The sequence below is a fragment of the Streptomyces sp. NPDC092369 genome (assembly GCF_044755245.1).
Taxonomy (GTDB): Bacteria; Actinomycetota; Actinomycetes; order Streptomycetales; family Streptomycetaceae; genus Streptomyces.
The window spans coordinates 548454-568489 of record NZ_JBIVQP010000004.1; the positions used below are offsets into that span (position 1 = coordinate 548454).

At 70.5% G+C, this 20036-nt stretch carries 14 protein-coding genes; 9 read left to right on the top strand and 5 right to left on the bottom strand.

Translation table 11 applies throughout. The annotated features are described in order from the left end of the window. Positions 1 to 44: 44 nt before the first annotated feature. Together ACIQI8_RS26310 and ACIQI8_RS26315 are read left to right on the top strand one after the other, a co-directional pair. Positions 45 to 512 (top strand): GtrA family protein, encoded by a 468-nt coding sequence (locus ACIQI8_RS26310; protein WP_402355136.1) that lies wholly within the window; start codon positions 45 to 47, stop codon positions 510 to 512. 206 nt (positions 513 to 718) lie between these two features. After that, complete coding sequence (locus ACIQI8_RS26315; RefSeq protein WP_402355138.1) at positions 719 to 2506, top strand: FAD-binding dehydrogenase; 1788 nt, start codon at positions 719 to 721, stop codon at positions 2504 to 2506. Positions 2507 to 2557: 51 nt separating this feature from the next. Here ACIQI8_RS26315 and ACIQI8_RS26320 read toward each other — a convergent pair whose 3' ends face one another. After that, positions 2558 to 3490, bottom strand: coding sequence for an aminoglycoside phosphotransferase family protein (locus ACIQI8_RS26320; protein WP_402355140.1), 933 nt, complete (start codon positions 3488 to 3490; stop codon positions 2558 to 2560). 79 nt (positions 3491 to 3569) lie between these two features. Continuing rightward, entirely contained in the window at positions 3570 to 4001 is a 432-nt protein-coding gene (locus ACIQI8_RS26325) for a universal stress protein (RefSeq protein ID WP_402355142.1), read from the bottom strand. Positions 4002 to 4270: 269 nt separating this feature from the next. Between ACIQI8_RS26325 and ACIQI8_RS26330 the strand changes: the two genes are divergently transcribed. Together ACIQI8_RS26330 and ACIQI8_RS26335 are read left to right on the top strand one after the other, a co-directional pair. Next, the gene (locus ACIQI8_RS26330) at positions 4271 to 5578 is read left to right on the top strand and encodes an FAD-binding oxidoreductase (protein WP_402356030.1); all 1308 of its coding nucleotides are present in this window, start codon (positions 4271 to 4273) and stop codon (positions 5576 to 5578) included. Positions 5579 to 5680: 102 nt separating this feature from the next. Continuing rightward, positions 5681 to 6118 (top strand): OsmC family protein, encoded by a 438-nt coding sequence (locus ACIQI8_RS26335; RefSeq protein ID WP_402355144.1) that lies wholly within the window; start codon positions 5681 to 5683, stop codon positions 6116 to 6118. Positions 6119 to 6144: 26 nt separating this feature from the next. On the opposite strand, the gene ACIQI8_RS26340 is transcribed toward ACIQI8_RS26335, so the two are convergent. Next, positions 6145 to 6963 carry a siderophore-interacting protein gene (locus ACIQI8_RS26340; RefSeq protein WP_402355146.1) on the bottom strand — a complete coding sequence of 273 codons (819 nt, stop codon included), beginning with the start codon at positions 6961 to 6963 and terminating at the stop codon, positions 6145 to 6147. 37 nt (positions 6964 to 7000) lie between these two features. Between ACIQI8_RS26340 and ACIQI8_RS26345 the strand changes: the two genes are divergently transcribed. The 3 genes from ACIQI8_RS26345 to ACIQI8_RS26355 are packed head-to-tail and all read left to right on the top strand — an operon-like array spanning position 7001 to position 10915. Next, the gene (locus tag ACIQI8_RS26345; RefSeq protein ID WP_402355148.1) at positions 7001 to 7873 is read left to right on the top strand and encodes an ABC transporter ATP-binding protein; all 873 of its coding nucleotides are present in this window, start codon (positions 7001 to 7003) and stop codon (positions 7871 to 7873) included. Next, positions 7870 to 8844: an ABC transporter substrate-binding protein gene (locus ACIQI8_RS26350; RefSeq protein WP_402355150.1), complete on the top strand. Its 975-nt coding sequence runs from the start codon at positions 7870 to 7872 to the stop codon at positions 8842 to 8844. Before ACIQI8_RS26345 ends, ACIQI8_RS26350 begins: the two co-directional genes overlap by 4 nt. A 4-nt stretch (positions 8845 to 8848) precedes the next feature. Then, a complete protein-coding gene (locus ACIQI8_RS26355) occupies positions 8849 to 10915 on the top strand; it encodes an iron ABC transporter permease (RefSeq protein ID WP_402355152.1) in 2067 nt (688 codons plus the stop codon). On the opposite strand, the gene ACIQI8_RS26360 is transcribed toward ACIQI8_RS26355, so the two are convergent. Together ACIQI8_RS26360 and ACIQI8_RS26365 are read right to left on the bottom strand one after the other, a co-directional pair. After that, positions 10912 to 13278, bottom strand: a complete 2367-nt coding sequence (locus ACIQI8_RS26360) for a glycosyl hydrolase family 95 catalytic domain-containing protein (protein ID WP_402355154.1) — start codon at positions 13276 to 13278, stop codon at positions 10912 to 10914. The two genes, ACIQI8_RS26355 and ACIQI8_RS26360, sit on opposite strands and share 4 nt — an antisense overlap. A gap of 150 nt (positions 13279 to 13428) precedes the next feature. After that, positions 13429 to 14367, bottom strand: a complete 939-nt coding sequence (locus ACIQI8_RS26365) for a PfkB family carbohydrate kinase (protein WP_402355156.1) — start codon at positions 14365 to 14367, stop codon at positions 13429 to 13431. 208 nt (positions 14368 to 14575) lie between these two features. On the opposite strand from ACIQI8_RS26365, the gene ACIQI8_RS26370 reads away from it, so the two are divergent. Together ACIQI8_RS26370 and ACIQI8_RS26375 are read left to right on the top strand one after the other, a co-directional pair. Beyond that, positions 14576 to 18580, top strand: coding sequence for a metallophosphoesterase (locus tag ACIQI8_RS26370; RefSeq protein WP_402355158.1), 4005 nt, complete (start codon positions 14576 to 14578; stop codon positions 18578 to 18580). Continuing rightward, entirely contained in the window at positions 18577 to 19755 is a 1179-nt protein-coding gene (locus ACIQI8_RS26375) for a HupE/UreJ family protein (RefSeq protein ID WP_402355160.1), read from the top strand. The genes ACIQI8_RS26370 and ACIQI8_RS26375 overlap by 4 nt, the downstream gene beginning before the upstream one ends. Positions 19756 to 20036: the final 281 nt, after the last annotated feature.

The window sequence follows — 20036 nt, forward strand, 5'->3', positions numbered from 1 at the left end:
AGACGACGCCCCCGCCGGGGGCATCGGTCGGGGAGGGGGCCACCATGAACAGCCTGAGACTCATCCGTCGGCACGCGGCGGCCTTCGGGCGTTTCGCCGGGCTGGGGTGCGGGGTCACGCTGGCGGCCTCCGCGGCCCTGGTCCTGCTCGCGCAGTGGATCCCGTGGATGGCGGCGAACGCGCTGACCACCGTCGCCTCCACCGTGGTCGCCACCGAGCTGCACGCTCGCGTCTCGTTCGGCCACGGCCGGCCCGGGCTGTCCGGACACCTGAAGAGCGCGGCCACCATGATCGCCGGTTGGCTGGTCACGTCCGCCGCGGTCGGCGCGCTGGACGCGTTGCGTCCCGGCAGCGGGCTGGTGCTGCAGCAGGCGGTGTACTTGTCGGCCACCGCGCTCGTCGGGGTCGGTCGGTATCTCGTGCTGCGGCTGGTCGTGTTCGCGGACCGCGCGCCGAGGACGCGGGCCGGGGGGAGCGTTCGGCTGCGGGTCGCGTACGACGCGGCGGCGTGAAGGTCGGCGGCGAGGACAACTTGCCTGCCTCGCACCCTACTTGAGGCCGTGTGCGGCCGTCGGGAATCCCGTCGGCCACCTCCTGCATGTTCATGACGCACGACTCTGGTGACGCCGAGATCTCCTGGGCTACCGTCGGTAACACCTGGCTGCCGCAGCAGGCACCCGCGCATCTCCCACCCCCTCACCTCCCCTGGAGGCAGTCCATGGAGAATTCGTCAGCCCCTGCGGCGTTCACCCGTCGGCACGCTCTGACCGTGACGGGCGGCGTGCTCGCCGGGGCCGCCCTCGCCGCGAACGCCGTCCCGGCCTTCGGTGCCGAGTCGCAGGACGCCGACGCGATCGTCGTCGGCCACGGACTCGCCGGACTCGTCGCGACCTCCGAGCTCGTCGCCGCCGGCCGAAAAGTGCTGCTGCTCGACCAGGAACCCGAGGCGAGCCTCGGCGGCCAGGCCTTCTGGTCCTTCGGCGGACTGTTCTTCGTCAACTCCGACGAACAGAGACTCATGGGCGTCCAGGACACCTACGACCTGGCCTGGCAGGACTGGCAGGGCGCGGCCGGCTTCGACCGCGGCGTCGACGACCCCAACGGCCAGGACTACTGGGCCGCCAAGTGGGCCAAGGCCTATGTGGAGTTCGCCTCCGGCGAGAAGCGGTCCTGGCTGTCCGGGCTCGGCGTGCAGTGGTTCCCCATCGTCGGCTGGGCCGAGCGCGGCGGCGGCCTCGCGACCGGCCACGGCAACTCCGTACCCCGCTTCCACGTCACCTGGGGCACCGGCCCGGCGGTGGTCGAGCCGTTCGAGAAGAAGGTGCGCGCCGGCGTCGACGCGGGCAAGGTCACCTTCAAGTTCCGCCACCGCGTGGACGAGTTGGTCACCACCGGCGGAGTCGTCACCGGCGTCCGCGGCGCGCTCCTGGAGCCCTCCACCGCGGCCCGCGGCACCTCCAGCTCCCGCACGGTCGTCGGCGACTTCGAACTGCGCGCCCCGGTCGTCGTCGTCACCTCCGGCGGCATCGGCGCCAACCACGACCTCGTCCGCCACAACTGGCCCGCCCGGATGGGCACTCCGCCGACGTTCATGGTCACCGGCGTTCCCGCCCACGTCGACGGGCGGATGCTCGGCATCACCCAGAAAGCGGGCGGCCGGATCGTCAACCCGGACCGCATGTGGCACTACACCGAGGGCCTCAGGAACTACGACCCGATCTGGCCCAACCACGGCATCCGCATCCTCCCCGGCCCGTCGTCGATGTGGTTCGACGCCACCGGCAAGCGGTTCGACTCGCCCGACATCCCGGGCTACGACACCCTGCACACCCTGAGATCGATCACCGCGTCCGGTTACGACTACTCCTGGTTCGTCACCACCCAGAAGATCATCGCCAAGGAGTTCGCGCTCTCCGGCTCCGAACAGAACCCGGATCTCACCAACAAGAACATCTGGCAGCTGCTGTCCCGGATCTGGCAGACCCCGGAGCCGATCGAGAAGTTCAAGAACAAGGGCGCGGACTTCGTCGTCGCCACCACGCTCACCGACCTCGTCACCGGCATGAACAAGCTCACCGGCGACAACCTCATCGTCCTCGACGACCTCAAGCGCCAGATCGAGGCCCGCGACCGGGAGATCACCAACTCGTACACCAAGGACGTCCAGGTCATGGGCATCCGCAACGCCCTGAGCTACACGGGCGACTCCCTCAGCCGTACCGCGGCCATCCACCGGCTCCTCGACTCCAGCGCCGGACCGCTGATCGCCGTGCGCCTCAACGTCCTCACCCGCAAGACCCTCGGCGGCCTCCAGACCGACCTCTCGGGCCGCGTCCTGAACGCCGCGGGCAACCCGATTCCCGGTCTGTACGCGGCCGGTGAGGTCGCGGGCTTCGGCGGCGGCGGTGTCCACGGCTACCGCTCGCTGGAGGGCACCTTCCTCGGCGGCTGCCTCTTCTCCGGCCGGCAGGCGGGACGAGCCGCGGCGGCGGCGACCGCGACCTGACCGGCGGACCGCTCGTCGAGCGCGCCCACGTGGCCCACCCGGCCCGCTGCACTAGACGCGCTCGACGAGCAACTCCGCGAGGCTGTCCGCGAATTCGGTGAGCAGGTCCAGCAGCGGGCCGCCGCGGGCTCGTCGGAATCCGTGGCGCCGGCCCCAGAACGCGGCCTGGACGGCATGGAACTGGGCCCACCGCCGGACGCGCTCACGGTCGACCTCCGCCGCCTCGGCGAAGACGTCCAGGACGCGATGGACCGCCTTGCGCGGGTCGTCCGCCGCCAGGATGGCGAGCGCGCGGGACTTGAGCAGAGTGCCGCCGTCGTAGGCGGGGTCTCCCACATAGCCCTTGGGATCGACGGCCAGCCAGGGGTCACGCTCGGCACGCAGGATGTTCCCGCCGTGCAGATCGCCGTGGACGAGGAGATCGGGCTGCTCGCGGCCCACCTCACGGACGGTCGCCACGGCGGCGTCCACCGCCCGACGCGACAGCGCGTCGCTGAACTCTCCGGCGTCCGTGCACAGTTGCTCCTCCCAGGCGCCGGTCTGCTCCCGCAGCCGGGGCAGGTCGTGCGGCGCGGGAACGGCCAGACGCCGATTGAGTCGGCCGGCGACCGACACCACCTCGTCGCCGTCCTCGACCTCCGCGAGCGTGGACGTGTGCACCCGCTCCAGCAGCATGGCGAACCGTTCGTCGTCACGCGCGTACAGGAGGACGGCTCCGCGCCCGTGCCACGCCTCGAAGGCGTCCGGCTCGCGGACGTTGCCGGGGTGGGGGAACGACACCTTCATCACAGCCGGCGACCGGTCCGGCCGCCGCACCGGGACGATGACCCCGACACCGCCGTGCACGACCTCGCCGTCCCGCGTACATGCCCATCGACGCATCAACTCGTCGACAATGGCGGGCACTTCGGTGAGCCAAGCCGCTCCCGTGGCGCCCTCGCGCTCGATCGTGCTCCGCGCGAACGTCTCCGGTACCTCGATCATCCGGGAACCCTACGCGCGGTCGTCCGCCCCCGTCTCCTGGGCCGAGCGGTGACGCCCGGCCAGGAGACAGACGGAGTGATCAGGCCTGCGCCGCTTCCTCCGGCGCCAGCAGGATCGCGGCGTGGCTGGTGTGCGCGACGGCGTCGCTGACCCGCGGGTCGAAGAGCGCCTCCAGGGATCCCCGGTGGTGCGGGGTCAGGACGATGAGGTCGGCGCCGAACTCGTCGGCCGCCTCGGAGATGGCGGCGGCGACCTGGGTGGTCAGACCCCTGGCCAGAGCCGGCTCGGCCTTGATCCCCTTGTCCCGCAGGGTGGCCACGGCCTCGTCGAGGATGGCCTTCGCCTCGGAGTCGTCCTCCAGCGGAACGACCGCGGCGAGGTTGGCGGCGGAGGCGACGACGTGCAGGACCCGGACGTCGGCGTCCGTCAACTGGGCCAGCTCACTCGTCAGCCGGAGGGCGGACTGCCGGGAGGGGCTGGGATCGACGGCGACGAGAATGCGCTTGAACATGGCTGTTTGTTCCCCTTCTAAGAAGGCCCGGAGGCCTTCGGTGTGATCAGGGACGCCGAAAACCGGTGTCATACACAGCAACATCCGAGGCGCCGCCAGGCTTCCCGAAATCCCCCACGTGATCGTTTTGTCCGGTGATCACCGGATCGGAATCGAGGTCCGACGAGGTCTACGGTGCTGTCATGCACGCTGAGGCCCCGCACCGCGAACTGATCCGACGTCTGCACAGCGACCTCCCCGAGGGACGCGTCGTCACCGATCCCGGCGTGATGGCGGGGTACGCGCACGACGAGGCCGAGTGGGCGCCGTACGGCAGCCCGGCGGCCGTGGTGCGGCCGCGGACCGCCGAGGAGGTGCAACGGGTCGTGCGTGCCTGCCTCGATCACGGGGCCCCGGTGGTCACCCGCGGTGCCGGGACCGGGCTGTCGGGCGGGGCGAACGCCGTGGACGGAGCTGTGGTGCTGTCCACCGAGGCCATGACGGCCATCAAGGAGATCGACCCGCTGGAGCGCCTCGCGGTCGTGGAACCCGGCGTCGTCAACGACGACCTCCGCGCTGCCTGCGCGAAGCAGGACCTGTGGTACCCGCCGGACCCGGCCAGCGCCCCCTGGTCCACGATCGGCGGGAACGTCGCCACGAACGCGGGCGGGCTGTGCTGCGTGAAGTACGGCGTCACCCGCGACTACGTCCTGGGGCTCCAGTTCGTCACCGGGACCGGCGAACTGGTCCGCGTGGGCCGTCGTACGGCCAAGGGCGTGGCGGGTTACGACCTGACTGGTCTGCTCGTCGGATCCGAGGGAACGCTCGGTGTCATCACCGAGGTGACGGTCCGCCTGCGTCCCAGCCGCGCCCCGGAACACACGGTGGCCGGCTACTTCTCGTCCCTCGTGGACGCAGGGCACGCCGTCGCCGCCGTGGCCGCCGCCGGCGTGGTCCCGTCGGCGCTCGAACTCATCGACCGGTACTGCCTCGAAGCCGTCGACGCCTGGAAGCACATGGGCCTGTCGACGGAGGCGGACGTCGTCGTGCTGGGGCGGACCGACGCGCCGGGGAAGGCGGGGGAGGAGGAGGCGGAGACCATCCGGCGCTGCTTCGAGGGCGCCGGCGCCACCTGGGCGGTCCGGTCCACCGACCAGCAGGAGGCGGACGCCCTGTTCGCGGCCCGGCGCCTGGCCTATCCGGCGCTGGAACGGCTCGGCCCGGTCCTCACCGAGGACATCTGCGTGCCGAAGTCCGCCGTGCCGGAGATGCTCGGCCGCATCCACGCCATCGCCGAGCGCCACGAGACGCTCATCGCGAACATCGCGCACGCGGGTGACGGCAACCTCCACCCGCTGCTGATCACACCGCCCGACGACGAGCTCGCGCGGGCCAGGGCTCAGGCCGCGTTCCACGACATCATCACCGAGGCTCTCGCTCTGGGCGGCACGGTCACGGGCGAACACGGTGTGGGTCTGCTCAAGCGCGAGGGTCTGCTTGCCGAGGTCGGTCCCGAGGTGATGGCGCTGAACCGGGCGGTCAAGGACGCCCTCGACCCGCGGGGACTGTTCAACCCGGGCAAGGTGCTGGGCAGTTGAGATACGGGGACTCGACGCAGTGCCTCGTGTCAGAGGCAGGCACCGGCTCCGCCAAGGGGGACATCCGCTGTCTCTCGGGCGGGCCGCATTAGTGTCGTAGTCATGACCGACAACTCTCTGCGCACTGTCACCGTCGAGCGGACCGCCCCCGGACGATTCGTGGCGACCAACGCCCGCGGCGGCACGCTCGCCTTCGGTACCGGCTCCGATGCCGACGACACCGCGTTCACCCCCGTCGAACTGCTGCTTGCCGCGCTCGGCGGCTGCACCGCCGTGGACGTCGACGTCGCGACCAGCCGGCACGCGGAGCCCACGACGTTCACCGTCACGGTCAGTGGCAACAAGGTCAGCGACGAGCTCGGCAACCGCATGACCGACCTCGCGGTCGCCTTCTCCGTCGCCTTCCCGGACGGCGAGGGCGCCGACCGCGCCCGCGCGATCCTGCCCCGCGCGGTGAAGACCTCCCACGACCGGCTCTGCACGGTCAGTCGCACGGTCGAGATCGGTACGCCGGTCACGTCGACCGTCGAGGACGTGTGACAGGGGGCCGCTGATCCGGGCCGGCGTCAGGCCGCCTGGTGCTCCTCGTGTCGCCAGAACCCGGAGAAGGTGATGCGTTCCTTCGGCAGGCCCGCTCTCCGCAGGTGGCGTCGTCCCTCGGTGGCCAGCGTGGACTCGCCGACGACGAAGGCGTAGCCGGTCTCGTCGGCGGGGGCGTGCCGCAGGAGTTCGCCGAGGGCGGCGCTGCCGGGTACGGCGGTGGGGTCCTCGCGGACGACCCAGGTGACGCAGACGCCGGCCGGGGCATCGAGGTCACGGCGGTCGTCCGCGGTGGGTACTTCCTGGATGATCCGGCCCACCGTCTCGCGGGGCAGGGACCGCACGATGCCGGTGGTTGCGGGCAGCCCGGTCTCGTCGGCGACGACCAGGACCTCGGAGGCGTCCGGCGGGCAGTCGAACAGGAGACCCTGGTCGAGGACGGCGAGGGCGTCGCCGGGGCGGGCACCGCAGGCCCAGATCGCTGCCCGTCCGGCGAGTTCGCCGGTGGGACCGTGGTGCACGACGAAGTCGATGTCCATCTCGGCCGCTTCGGGACGGAAGTCCGCCACGGTGTAGTTGGCGCAGTGCGGCCGCACCTCCTCCGGCATGGCGAGGTAGGGCGGCCACCAGCGCGATCCGGTGAACTCCGGTAGGTGGAGCCGCTGTTGGTGGGGGAGTGGGAAGAAGAGACGGAACCAGTGGTCGTAGCCCTGCCAGGAGAACTCGGAGAGGTCCGGCCCCGTGACCGTCACGCGGTGGACGGAGGGGGTGACACGCTCGGTGCGCGCGACTTCGGCGCGGAACATCCCGGGCTGCTGCGGGGCCAGTCTACGGATCTTCGCCATGTAGAAGGTTAGCCTAACCTTAGGTTAGCCTTCGCTCGTGAGTTCTGGTGAAGAGACGAGCGAGCCCTCCCGCCCGCGTGGACACGAGCTGACCGCGCGGGGCGTGACCGTGGCGTACGACGGAACGGATGTCGTGCACGAGGCGGCGATCACGCTTCGCCCCGGACATGTGACCGCGCTCGTCGGCCCCAACGGCAGTGGCAAGTCGACACTGTTGCGCACACTGGCCCGACTGCAGCGCGCCCGCACCGGCACGCTCGCGCTGGGCGCCGAGAACGGCGGCACCGCCGACGGACTCGCCCTGACCGCCCGTGAGTTCTCCCGACGGGTCGCACTGCTGACCCAGGGCCGTACCGCCCCGAGCGGTCTGACCGTGCGGGACATCGTGGAGTTCGGCCGCTACCCCTACCGAGGACGCTGGGGCAGGGCGGACCCGGACGGAGCGGCGGCCGTGCGACGGGCGCTCGCCCTGACCGACGTGGAGAGCCTCGCCGACCGCGGCGCCGAACACCTCTCGGGCGGTCAGCTCCAGCGCGTCTGGCTCGCGAGCTGCCTCGCGCAGGACACCGGAGTCCTCCTCCTCGACGAACCCACGACCTACCTCGACCTCCGCTACCAGGTCGAACTGCTCGATCTCGTACGGGACTTGGCGGACGACCACGGCATCGCCGTCGGTGTCGTCCTGCACGACCTCGACCAGGCGGCGGCCGTCGCCGACCGGATCGCCCTGCTGGATGCGGGACGCATCGTCGCCGACGGCGCACCCGAGGACGTATTCACCGCCGAGCGCCTCACCGAGACGTACGGCATCCGCATCGAGGTCGACACCGACCCCCTGACGGGCCGACTGCGCACCCGCGCGATCGGCCGCCATCACGCACGGACCGAAAGGCTCAGCACCACCTCATGAGACGTTCCCTCACAGCTCTCGCCGCCGTGTCCGCCGCTGTCGTGCTGGCCGGGTGCGGGACGACCGAACCTGCCGCCACCAGCGCCGAGAAGAGTGCGAAGAGCATCACCCTCACCGATGCGAGCGGCGCGAAGGTCACGCTCGACGGGCCCGCCGAGAAGGTCGTCGGCACCGAGTGGAACGTCGTGGAGAGCCTCGTCACGCTCGGCGTCGACCCCGTCGGTGTCGCCGACGTCAAGGGCTACAGGACGTGGGACACCGCGGCCCCGCTGAAGAACACGCCCAAGGACATCGGCACCCGCGGCGAGCCCAGCATGGACACCATCGCAGCGCTCTCGCCCGACCTCATCGTCGCCACCACCGACCTGTCGGCCGCGGCTGTCAAGCAACTGCGGAAGATCGCGCCGGTGTTGGAGGTGCGCTCCGCGAAGTCCGCCGACCAGATCGGGCAGATGGAGGAGAACCTCGACCTCATCGCCGAGGCGACCGGCACCACGGCCAAGGCCGACGCGGCGAAGAAGGCCTTCGACACCAAGGTCGCCGAGGGGAAGAAGGCGCTCGCCGATGCCGGCCTGGCCGGCCGGAGGATCGCGTTCGCGGACGGTTGGGTCGCCTCCAACCAGGTGTCGGTCCGCCCCTACACCGGCGGTTCGCTCCTGGGCGCCGTGAATGAGGCGATAGGCCTCAAGAACGCCTGGACGCTCAAGGGTGACGCCGCCTACGGTCTCGCCGCCACCGATGTCGAGGGCCTGACGAGCCTCGGCGACGTCGAGTTCGCCTACATGGGCAGCAAGGCCGAGAAGGCCAGCGACCCCTTCTCCAACGACCTCGCGAAGAACGCCGTTTGGAAGTCGCTGCCGTTCGTGAAGAAGGGCAACGTGCACCGACTGCCCGACGGCATCTGGATGTTCGGCGGCCCGCAGTCCATGCAGGCGTACGTCGACGCGGTCGTCAACGCCCTCACGAAGTAGCGCCATGACCGTCACCGCACCCGCTCCCACCACCGGCGCGCCCGCCGTCAGCTCCAGGACGGGCGCTACCGCGGTGACGGCCGCGCTCGTCCTGCTCGTCGCGGCCCTCGCGGTCGTCGACATCACCCAGGGCACGGCGGCCGTCGGCCCCGCCGAGGTGTGGAAGGCGCTCACCGGCCACGCCGACTCGGCCGACGCGTCCGTCGTGATCTCCTCGCGGCTGCCCCGCATGACCGCGGGGCTGCTGGTCGGTGCCGCGCTGGGCATCGCGGGCGCGGCACTGCAGTCCGTCACCCGCAATGTGCTCGCCGCGCCCGACACCCTTGCCGTGAACGCCGGCTCCTACCTGGCCCTGGGCCTGCTCAGCGTCACCGGCGCCACGCTGCCGCTGCTCGCGTCCTCCGGCGTGGCGTTCCTCGGCGGGCTCGGCGCGGCGGCCGTCGTCCTGTCCCTGTCCGGCCTCGGCACGGGCACCGTCCGGCTTGTGCTGGCCGGCAGCGCCCTGACGCTCGGACTGTCGGCGGTCACGGAGGGACTGCTTCTCCTCTTCCCCGAGCGGACCCAGGGCCTCTACCAATGGAATCAGGGCAGCATCGGCCAGAACGGTTTCGACGGCGTGGCGCAGATGGCGCCCGTCGTCCTGGCCGGTCTTGTCGGACTGCTGCTGGTGGCCCGCCGCGTGGACGCCCTGGCCCTGGGTGACGAAGCCGCGCGCGGCCTCGGAGTCCCGGTCCGGGCCACCAGGGTCACGGTCGTGGTGCTCGCGTCGCTGCTCTCGGCGGCGGCCGTCACCCTCGCCGGACCCATCGGCTTCGTCGGCCTGTGCGCACCCGCCCTGACACGACCGCTGGCCCGGTACATCCGTCCCTTCGTCCGCACCCGGGCGAGCCTGCCGATCGCCGGCCTGGCCGGTGCCGGACTGGTACTCGGTGCGGACGTCCTGCTGCGCGCCCTCGTCCCGGCCGAGACCGCGGTCGCCGTACCCACCGGAGTCGTCACCGGCATCCTCGGCGCGGTGTTCCTGATCGCGATGGCCCTGCGGGTACGCGACACCACCACCGCGACCGGGCCGGAACGGCTGCGCATCCCCAGCAGGGCCGTGTTCTTGACGACGGTGACGGCACTCGTCGCCGTCCTGATCGCGGTGACCGTCGCCGGAGTCCTGTTGGGCGACACGAAACTCCTGCTGGGCGATGTGGCGAACTGGGCCCAGGGCAGGGCCGCGCAGTCCGTCTCCTTCGTTCTCGACACCCGGGTCCCGCGCGTCCTGGCGGCGCTCCTCGCGGGCGCGGCCCTGGCCCTGTCCGGCACCCTGGTCCAGGCCGTCACCCGCAACCCGCTCGCCGAACCCGGCACCCTCGGCGTCCTGGGCGGTGCCGCACTCGGCGCGGTCCTGCTGGTCACCACGGCATCGTCCGCCGGATCCTGGGGCGTGGCGGGCGCGGCTTTCGCGGGCGCGGCCCTGACCGCCGCCCTCGTCTTCGGACTCGCGGCGCGCGGCGGATTCGGCCACCACCGACTGGTCCTCGTCGGCATCGGAGTGTCCGCCGCCACGACCGCTCTGATCAGCCTGTTGATCGTCCTCACGGACCCGTTCAACGCCACGAAGGCGCTCACCTGGCTGTCCGGATCCACCTACGGCCGCACTCTCCCCGACACCCTCCCCGTCGCCGGCGCCCTCGTGCTGGGCCTCGCGGTGGCCGTGGCGCGACGCACCGAGCTCGACCTCGTGTCCCTCGACGACGACACGCCCGCCCTGCTCGGCCTGCGCCTCGCACCCGCACGGCTCGGATTCCTGGTCGTCAGCGTCCTGTTGAGCGCCACCGCGGTCGCCGCCGCGGGCACGATCGCCTTCGTCGGCCTGGTCGCACCGCACGCGGCCCGCACCCTCGTCGGCCGCCGCCATGTCCGAGTCGTACCGGTGGCGGTCCTCCTGGGTGCGGTCCTCGTCGGCACGGCGGATCTCCTGGGCCGTACGGTGATCGCGCCGGCGCAGCTGGGTGCGGGCCTGATGACGGCCGTCATCGGCACGCCGTACTTCCTGTATCTGCTGGTCCGGACCCGGCGCTAGGTCGCGAGGGGCAACCCCCAACGCGGTGCGTCCTCGTTCGGCCGTACGGGGGTGAGGGTCAGGTCGGGCCGGTCGCCCCTCGCGGTGATCAGCGCCAACTCGCCCTTGCGCAGGGCGATGTGGATCGCGCCGTCGCCCGCATCGGAGTGGGGGAGGGTACGGCCGTGCCCGTCCCGTACGTCGATCGGTCCCGGCAGCCCGTGCCGTACGACGCAGGGGGCGCCGGCCTCGCTGACCAGCCGGACCCAGCGGGTGGTACCGCCCTGTCGACGGGCGCTGAGCAGAAAGGCGCCCTGTGTACGGAAGTCGTGCACGGCCAGGTCCGCCCAGCCGGCGGGGAGGGCGGGGAAGACCCGGATGACCCCGCCCCACGACTGGCACACCATGTCGTGCAGGGACTGGGCGGCCGACAGAGGTGTCTCGATGACCGGCCCCGACTCCTTGTACATGGTGTTGGGCTGGATGAAGCGGGTCATCAGTTCACCGAGGTACTTCAGCGCGTCCTCGCCCTTGCCGAGCAGCGCCGATATCGAGGCGGCGCCCGTGAAGGTGTAGCCCTGGAGGGCGCCCTCGAAGCCGACCCAGTGTGCCAACGAGCGCTCGATCAGGGCGCGTTCGTCGGGGGTGCGGCCGGTGACCTCGTACAGCGGGTAGACCGCGAGGAGATGCGAGTAGTGGCGGTGCGACTTCGCGAAGGGGATGTCCGCGCCGATCATGAAGCCGTTCGCGTCCGTCGGATACGAGACTCGCTTCGCCAGCACTTCCCGCCACCGTGGCGCCAACGGGTCGTGAACGCCCAGGAGTTCGGCGGATTCGAGAAGGGTGCGGCAGCCCCAGGTCAGGACCATCAGGTCGTAGTTGCAGTCGCGTGAGTTGCCGCCGTACTCCGGGGAGAACGTCGCGGGCAGGTGCAGCTTGCCGTCCGGGCCGGGTTCGAGGAAGTGCAGGTAGTAGTTGATCGCCTTGCGCAGGAGCGGGAAGAGGACGTCCCGGAGGATCGACTTGTCCATCGTGTGCCGGTAGCTGAGCCAGACGTTGTGCAACGCCCAGGTCAGGTCGCCGACTTCGGGGGTGGGTGGGTCCTGGCCGGGGATGCCGACGCCGTAGCCGGTGAGGGTGCCTGCGGCGCCGTTGACGAGGTGGGGGTCGGTGGTGCGCGGGATGCCCAGGGAGTCGCCCCGGTAGGGCTGGGCCACCTCCTTGGCGAGGTTGTCCCGGAACTCGCTCAACGCCCGTGTGATCGCGTCGAGTTCGAGGTGGTTGGAGCCGTGGATGAGCCAGTACTCCAACTGGGCGTTGAGGTTCCACCAGGTGTTGGGCCACGGGGTGGGCTCCAGCCAGGGGCCGCTCGTCGCCATCACCGGTGCGTCGCGGCGGGCGGCGGAGGCGGCTTTGTAGAGCTGGATCCAGTAGAAGCGCTGGATGCGGGCGTCGGGGAGGGACAGGAAGCTCTTTCGGTAGTAGGCGTGCCACCAGGCTCGGTGGTCCGACGCCAGGTCGGGGTAGGGGAGTCGGGCCGAGGTGCGGACGGTCTTGAGAGCCCTGTCCAGGGCGGTGCTGCGTGGGTAGGAGTGCGCGACATGCGCGTACAGCGTGCGTGTCCGGCCCCTGGACCGGTCCTGCCAGGCGGTCACGTGCTGGCCGCCCGAAAGGAGGGGTTGTACGGCGGCGGTCACTCCGTCGTGGTCGGCCACGTCGGCGGGCGGGTTGCCCTGGTAACCGTCCGGCAGCGGCTTGAAGGCGGCGCGCGGACTGATCGCGTCGGCCGGGTGGAACACCCAGCGGAAGTCGCGCTCGCCCGCGCTCGGCGTCACCTCCACGGCGAGGACCGAGCGGTCGTTGTGGACCAGGGCCCGCAGGGTCAGGCTGCCCTTCTCGGTGGTGAGCGTGCCGGTCAACTCGGCGTCGTGCAGCGACAGTCGCCAGTCGAGACCGGTGATCGCCCCGACTGGTTCGAGCGTGAAGTACCCGATGGGCAGCCGTGCCAGGCCGAACAGCGACCCGAACTCGGGGCGGTGGTCCTGCACTTCGGAGTGCTGAATGTTGAAGCGCACGGCGGTCGAGGGGGCGCCGGGCTCGGCGTAGATCCCGGAGCCGAGGAAGCCGTTGCCGAGGAAGGGGCCTTCGTACCAGGTGGTCGGCGCGCGCTGCCAGACCGGATCGGCGTCGTCCAGAACGGTGCGCCAGGGGTCGGCGGGCTGTCCGGCCAGGTGCGCGGCGGGGTGTCCGGCAGCGGCTTCGGCGCGATCGGCCGCGTTCGCCTGTGTGGTCGTCAGGCCCGTGGTGAGGAGGGTGCCGCCGAGGGCGGATCCGGTAGCGAGGACGGTACGTCTGGACGGGGCGTGCTCGGAGGGATGGGGCATGATGCCTCCAGGCGGCTCGGATGATTCATCGGATCTATCCCGTGACGCAACATAGAGATGGGGGTGACGCGAGTCAATGCGGAGTGATTGATCCGATGTGTTGATTGGCGGGGAGTCAACGGGCCGCCCCGTCAGGCGGGTTGAGGAGGCTCAGTCCGACTCGGCCGCCGCCTGGTCCGTCAGCATCCAGGTCCGCGTCCCGAACGAGCCGGACGCCCGCGAGGCCACCACGGCCGCGTCCCGGAGTGCTTGAGTGAAGCCCTCCGGCGTCAGGCTCAGGCGCCCGCCCTCGGCCCGGGACTGAGCCGCGAGGTGGTAGGCAAGCGCTCCGTGCAGCACGTCCCCCGCGCCCAACGTGTCCGCCACCCGGACGGCGGGCACGTCCACCGTTCCACCGCTCGCGGGCCCCGCCCACAGGATCGGGCGCCCGCCCCGGCTGACCGCCGACCACGCGACCCCGTGCTCGCCCAGGAACCTCAGCGTGTCCGCCGGGGTGCTCGCGCCGGGCGGGTGGAAGTCGGCCGAACAGACGGCGACGTCGATCCACTGCAGCAGGTCCGGCGTGCCGTCCTTCCAACTGCCGCCATCGAGAAGGGTCGTACACCCGGCGCCACGCGCCGCACGCGCCACGGCCACCGCGAGTTCCATGTGGTGGCCGTCGAACTCGACGACATCCCGCCTCGCCACCAACGTGTCGACATCGTCCGGCGGGGCCAGCCAGTGACCCGTGGCGTTGGCCGACGCGACGGCGCGGTCCCCGCTGGACTCGGTCACCAGGATGGAGGACACCGCTGGCGGGTCGACCGCGCCCGATGCGAGGTCCGAGACGACGACACCCAGCCGGTGCAGGTCGGCCGTGACCCCGAGGCTCAGGGGATGGGAGCCGATCGCGGTCAACAGTTCGGCCGTGCCGCCGAGGTGACTGAAGGTCACGGCCGCGTTCGCCGCCGGACCTCCCGCGGCGAAGGTCTGCTCACGGGCCGTCAGTTTCTCGTCGGAGGACGGCACATGGTCCACGAGCTGGATGACATCCAGCGTGCACAGCCCCACGAACAGCCCGTCCGGGCGCCCTCGATCCGTCGTCCTCACCTGCCGACACCTTTTCCTGGCCAGAGACCCGATTCCCCGCAGCCGCCTCAGTATCAACCAGCGGTCCCCTTCTCCTCATCGTCCACCGCCGCTTCACCAGCGTTCACCTACGCGGCCCACCCTTTGCCATGGGCATGCCGTGCAGCGGTTTCGTCGGCATGCCTTTCACCTTGCCACTCACCTTGCAGCGATCAGGAAGGGCGACCTGATGAGGCCAACTCAGCGGCGAAGACGGCCGGACGGCGGACACGGGCCGCGTGCCACGCGCGGATCGGACGGCACGCGCCGCCTCGTGGGAGTGGTCCTCACCGCCCTGCTGCTGGTGAGCGGCAACCTCACGACGGCCTACGCCGACACGGATCCGGAGGAACGCGGCTCGGACCGGGACCGGTCGGCGGGGGCCACGAGCCTGCCCACCCTCACCCCCGGCGAGGGAACGTACCTGGAGGGCACCCAGAAGGTCGACGCCGTGCCGACCCTGGCCGGTGACTCGGTGACGAAGCTCGCCGTCGACGGCAAGGCGATCGACGCCGAGCGGACGGTCGGTGTGTCCCGGCTGAGCTTCGACGTCGGCTCGAACTCGACCGAGGCCCGCTACCACAACTACGTCCTCGTCAACGGTGACTACCGGGTCGACATCGGTGATCTCCTCAACGAGCGCGGCACGCTGGAGATCCCGAACCAGGAGCTGGTCAAGGGCGAGAACCGGATCGAGATCTTCGCCGGAACCGTCGACAGCTCCTGCGGCACCAACTACGACGACTTCGTGCTCTCCGACATCAGCCTGGACCTGCTCGGCGAGGTCGCGGACGGTGAGGAGAACGAGTACACCTACTCCTTCGGCGACGGCAGCTGCGGCTCCAACACCTCGCTGCTGACGAAGGCGACACTCAGCTTCTTCGTGCTGGGCGACCCGCAGGGCACCACCGGACTCACCGCCGACCTCGACTCCACGAAGCTCGCAGGCGGACCGCACACCCTGTCCGCTACGACCACCTCGGGCAAGTCCGTCAAGAACAAGGTGACGGTCAACAACGCCCCCGCGGGCGCCCCGCGGTTGCTGCCCAAGGACGGCACGCTCGTGGCGGGCCGTCAGCCGGTGTTCGCGAACTTCCCGGCCGGCACCGACGGTTCCGTCGGCTCACTGACCGTGGACGGCAAAGCCCCGGCCACCGACCCGCACCTCGGCAACGGCGCGGCCACCTTCTCCTTCGACGTCGGCTCCAACTCCATCGACGACCGGTACGACAACTACCTGCTCGTCAACGGCAAACGCATCGACCTCGGCGGCACCTGGGTCAGCCAGCGCGTCGACATCGCGATCCCGGCACGCTTCCTGGTGCCCGGTGACAACGTCATCAAGGTCGTCACCGGCCCCTACAAGGAGAGCTGCGGCAACAACCGCGACGACTTCGACCTCGCCCATCCGGCCCTCGCCCTGGACGCTGCCACTGTCACCGGCCACGACATCGCCGACACGTACGCCATGGGCGACGGCACCTGCGGCAGCACGGACACGCGGCTGCGCGAGGCGGAGTTGCGCTACACGATCGACGCCCCGGCCGTGCCCGTCACCGAGACGCTCGGCTCCGGCAACGCGACGCTCGGCTTCACCGTCGGCAGCAACTCGATCGAGGCCCGCTACCAGAACTACCTCCTGATCAACGGTCAGAAGCACGTCCTGGACGGCGACTTCGTGAGCCGGCATGTCGATCTGGCGCTGCCGAACGAGTGGCTCGTCCCCGGCTGGAACACCGTCGACTTCGTCACCGGGACCTACGCGACCTCGTGCGGCGACAACCGCGACGACTTCGCCCTCTCCGACATCACCCTCACCCCGGCGAGCGGCACCGCCGAGGGCCGGATGCTGAAGGGGTCGTACAGCTTCGGCGACGGCAACTGCGGTGACAACGTCAATCCGTTGACGGAGATCGACCTGGAGTTCTTCGTCGACGGCCCGGCCCAGGGGCTGCGCGCCGACCTCGACACCAAGAAGATCGACGACGGCACGCACACGCTGGCCGCGACGTCGAAGAGCGGCAAGACGGCGACCCGCGTACTGGCGACCGACAACTCGGCCCCCCGGGTGACCTCCAGCACCCCGGCCGCCGGGCAGAAGATCACCGCCTCGGTCGTCCTCGACGTGCGGATCGACGACCTCTCCGGTGTGGTGAGCGGGCCCGACGTCAAGCTCGACGGCCGCCCGATCCAACCCGGCGCCTCCGTCGGCCCGGGCCTCTCCGCCGGCGAGCACACCCTGTCCGTGTCCGGCACGGACAGTCTCGGCAACTCCGGTACCAGGGAAGTGAGGTTCACCTCCGCCGGGATCCCCGACGCCCCCGCCGGCCTCACCCCGAAGTCCGGCACGACCGACGCCGGCAGGAACGTCACCCTCTCCGCCGAGGTCGCGGAACCGGACGGCGGCAAGGTCGACGCCACCTTCTCCGAGGCCGAGATCCTGACCCCCGGCCGGGTGTACCAGGGCACCGCACCGACCGTCCCCACGACCCTCAAGGTCAAGGGCGAGCGCAGAGTGAAGGCCTCCGGCCTCGAACCCGCCGACGGAAAGACGCTCGACGCGCCGGCCGCCGAGGACGTCACCTTCCAGCGCTTCGACGTCGAGGTGAACGGCCACGTGGACGCGCCGGTCCTGCGCTGGGAAGGCGTCATCGACCCCGAGCGGCTCGCCGCCCTGCGCGTGTGGAACACCGCGGCCAAACGGTGGGACGTCCTGACGAGCACCCGCGGCGCGGCAGAGGGCGACACCGTCCTGACCACCGTCGTCGACCGCCGGTACATCGACCGGAAGCAGATCCACGTCATGGTCACCGGCGAGGACCCGTTCGCCGACGACATCGACGCCGGCGACCCCAACTCCTTCGCCGACCCGGACTCGTACGACTTCTCGATCGTCCACTACACCGACACGCAGTACCTCTCCGAGGGCGCGGTCGAGCAGGAGACGTCCGAGGAACGCGCCGTGTGGGAGAAGGCGTACGGCGATGTCTCGCGGTGGATCGTGGCCAACAAGGACCAGAGGATGATCGCGTACGTCGCCCACACCGGCGACATCATCGAGAACAACATCCGCAAGCCCGCCGACGAGGCCACCCAGAAGCAGGTGGTGGGCGAGATGGAGGTGTCGTCCGAGCAGCAGAAGATCTTGGACGACGCGGGTGTGCCCAACGGTGTGATCGCGGGCAATCACGACAACCAGTCGGGCACCGAGAACGGCCCGGACGCGATCTACAACCACTACTACGGCCCCCAGCGCTACGAGGCGCTGTCGAAGGGTTGGGAGCACGCCGAGTACGGCGGTCCGTGGCGGGCGGGCGACAACCAGAACCACTACGACCTGTTCTCGGCCGGCGGCCTGGACTTCGTCGTGGTGGGCCTGTCGTACGGGGTGACACGCGAGGAAGCCGAATGGGCCGACTCGATCTTCAAGCGCTACCCCGACCGCAACGGCATCCTGCTCTCGCACGACTACCTCGCCCCCAGCAACAACCCCGACGGACGCGGCGCCGCGTTCTCCCCGCCGGACGGCTCGATGCTCTACAAGACGGTCGTGCAGAACAACCCGAACGTGTTCCTGATCCTCGCCGGTCACGAGCACGGCGTGGGCACCAACGTGAAGCCGCGGGTCGGCGAGGTCGCCCACGACGTCGTCGAACTGCTCGCGGACTACCAGTTCTACACGGTCTCCGCGGACCGGCTCGGGCTCACCGAGATCGGCGGCTACCAGCCCGACACTCAACTCCAGTTCGGCGCCAGCTTCTTCAGGATGCTCCAATTCAACGTCAAACGCGCCGAGTTGACCGTGGACACCTACTCCCCGCTGCTCGACGAGTTCGGCTCCACCGAGTACGACACCCTCCACCGGTACGACGGCACCGAGGACAACATGGTGCTCCCCGTCGACCTGAGCAGCCGCAAGACGACCTTCCGGACCGACTCGCTCGCGCTCTACAACCCCGTGAGCGTCATCGGCAGGGCCAAGGCCGACTCCGGCAAGGTCGCCTCGGTGACCTGGAAGGGGCTTCGGCCCGGCTCGACCCACGCCTGGTTCGTCACGGCACGCTCCACCGGCGGCGGCGTGACCGCCTCCGAGCCGAGCGTCTTCGTCACCCAGGACGCCCACGGCCGTCCCGGCACGTGGGGTCCGGACGTACCCGGCTACCAGTGGTTCACGTCGTCCGGGGGCCAGTCGTGACGGCACCCTCGACGCCGGCGCGCCCGCTCGCCCCGCGGGCGCGCCATGCCCTCCTCGCCGTCGTGGGCGCCCTGTTGGCCTTGCTCACCGCGGGCTTCGCCAACCCGGCACCGGCCGCCGCGCACGACCTCACCTCGACCGCGTACGCGGAGGTGACGGGCAGTGGAGCCTATGTGGAGGCGGACCTCGAACTCGAATACGACCTGCTGATGAAGTCGGCCTGGCTGTACGCCGAGGCGTACGACGCGAAGGGCTCGACCGCACAGCGGCACCAACTCAAGCAGAACGCCGACGCGGTGACGGATTACGTCACGGCACGGTTCGCCCTCACCCACGACGACAAGCCCTGCGCGCCCCGGTTGGCTCACGACGCTGATGTCCGCACCCGCGGCACCAAGTCGTTCGCCGTCCTGACCCTGGCGTACAACTGCCCGGGCACCGGCGGAACGTACGCGATCTCCAGCGCCCTGTTCCCCGACGCCGAGACCTTCGTCCACAGCGCCCGAACGATCGTCCACTACGACCTCGACGGCCGACGCGGCTCCCAGGTCCTGACGGCCGGCGAGCCGACCGTGGGGACCGGAGGGCACCACGAGTCCCACCAGATCGCGGAGTTCTTCCTGCTCGGCACCGAACACCTGCTGTTCGGCCTGGATCACATCCTCTTCCTGCTGTCCCTGCTCATCGGCGCCCGGACCCTGCGCGAGGTACTTCTGACGGCGACCGCCTTCACCGCCGCGCACAGCGTCACGTTCCTGCTGGCGGCGACCGGCGTGGTGCACGTGCCCGCGGCGGTCGTGGAACCCGTCATCGCCGCGTCCATCGCGGTCGTGGCCCTGGCCGGCATCCTCCTGCGCGACCGGGAGGGAAGCGGACGCTGGCGGCTGCCGACGGTCTTCCTCTTCGGCCTCGTGCACGGCCTCGGCTTCGCCGGGGCGCTCGGCATCGACGAACGCTGCTCCTGGGAGCTGCTGTTGTCGCTGCTGAGCTTCAACGTCGGTATCGAAGCGGTGCAGTTGGGGATCATCGCCGTGGTCTTCCCGCTGCTGCTGCTCCTGCGCCGCACCACCGTCCACCGGTGGGTGCTGCCCGCGCTGACCGTACCCATCGTGGTGGTGAGCCTGTACTGGTTCTGGGACCGGGTGTCGTTCGGGGGCGTGCCTTTCGCCTCTTAAGCTGTCCTCAATTTCCCCTCCTAGTGTTTTCCGTGTCGCAGCCGAACGGCTTCGGCAAAGGGAACCACGCAGCAATCGAGCTGCACTCATGGAGGAACCGTGGCTTTCACGAAGGTCGTTCCGGTCAAGTCCACCAAGCCCGCGAAGCCGGCGAAGGGAAAGCCGGCCAAGCCGGCGAAGCCGCGTAAGACCCGCCCGGTCAAGTAACGCAAGCTGGTGAAGCGGGCCCGCGCCATTCAGTCGCGGGCCCGCTTTCGCATACCCGCACTTCTCTTGATCCC

What these genes read in the sequence shown, in the direction of transcription:
- ACIQI8_RS26310 (WP_402355136.1), top strand. Translation starts at nt 45, where the DNA reads ATGAACAGCCTGAGACTCATCCGTCGGCACGCGGCGGCCTTCGGGCGT.
- ACIQI8_RS26315 (WP_402355138.1), top strand. Translation starts at nt 719, where the DNA reads ATGGAGAATTCGTCAGCCCCTGCGGCGTTCACCCGTCGGCACGCTCTG.
- ACIQI8_RS26320 (WP_402355140.1), bottom strand. Translation starts at nt 3,490, where the DNA reads ATGATCGAGGTACCGGAGACGTTCGCGCGGAGCACGATCGAGCGCGAG.
- ACIQI8_RS26325 (WP_402355142.1), bottom strand. Translation starts at nt 4,001, where the DNA reads ATGTTCAAGCGCATTCTCGTCGCCGTCGATCCCAGCCCCTCCCGGCAG.
- ACIQI8_RS26330 (WP_402356030.1), top strand. Translation starts at nt 4,271, where the DNA reads ATGGCGGGGTACGCGCACGACGAGGCCGAGTGGGCGCCGTACGGCAGC.
- ACIQI8_RS26335 (WP_402355144.1), top strand. Translation starts at nt 5,681, where the DNA reads ATGACCGACAACTCTCTGCGCACTGTCACCGTCGAGCGGACCGCCCCC.
- ACIQI8_RS26340 (WP_402355146.1), bottom strand. Translation starts at nt 6,963, where the DNA reads ATGGCGAAGATCCGTAGACTGGCCCCGCAGCAGCCCGGGATGTTCCGC.
- ACIQI8_RS26350 (WP_402355150.1), top strand. Translation starts at nt 7,870, where the DNA reads ATGAGACGTTCCCTCACAGCTCTCGCCGCCGTGTCCGCCGCTGTCGTG.
- ACIQI8_RS26355 (WP_402355152.1), top strand. Translation starts at nt 8,849, where the DNA reads ATGACCGTCACCGCACCCGCTCCCACCACCGGCGCGCCCGCCGTCAGC.
- ACIQI8_RS26360 (WP_402355154.1), bottom strand. Translation starts at nt 13,278, where the DNA reads ATGCCCCATCCCTCCGAGCACGCCCCGTCCAGACGTACCGTCCTCGCT.
- ACIQI8_RS26370 (WP_402355158.1), top strand. Translation starts at nt 14,576, where the DNA reads ATGAGGCCAACTCAGCGGCGAAGACGGCCGGACGGCGGACACGGGCCG.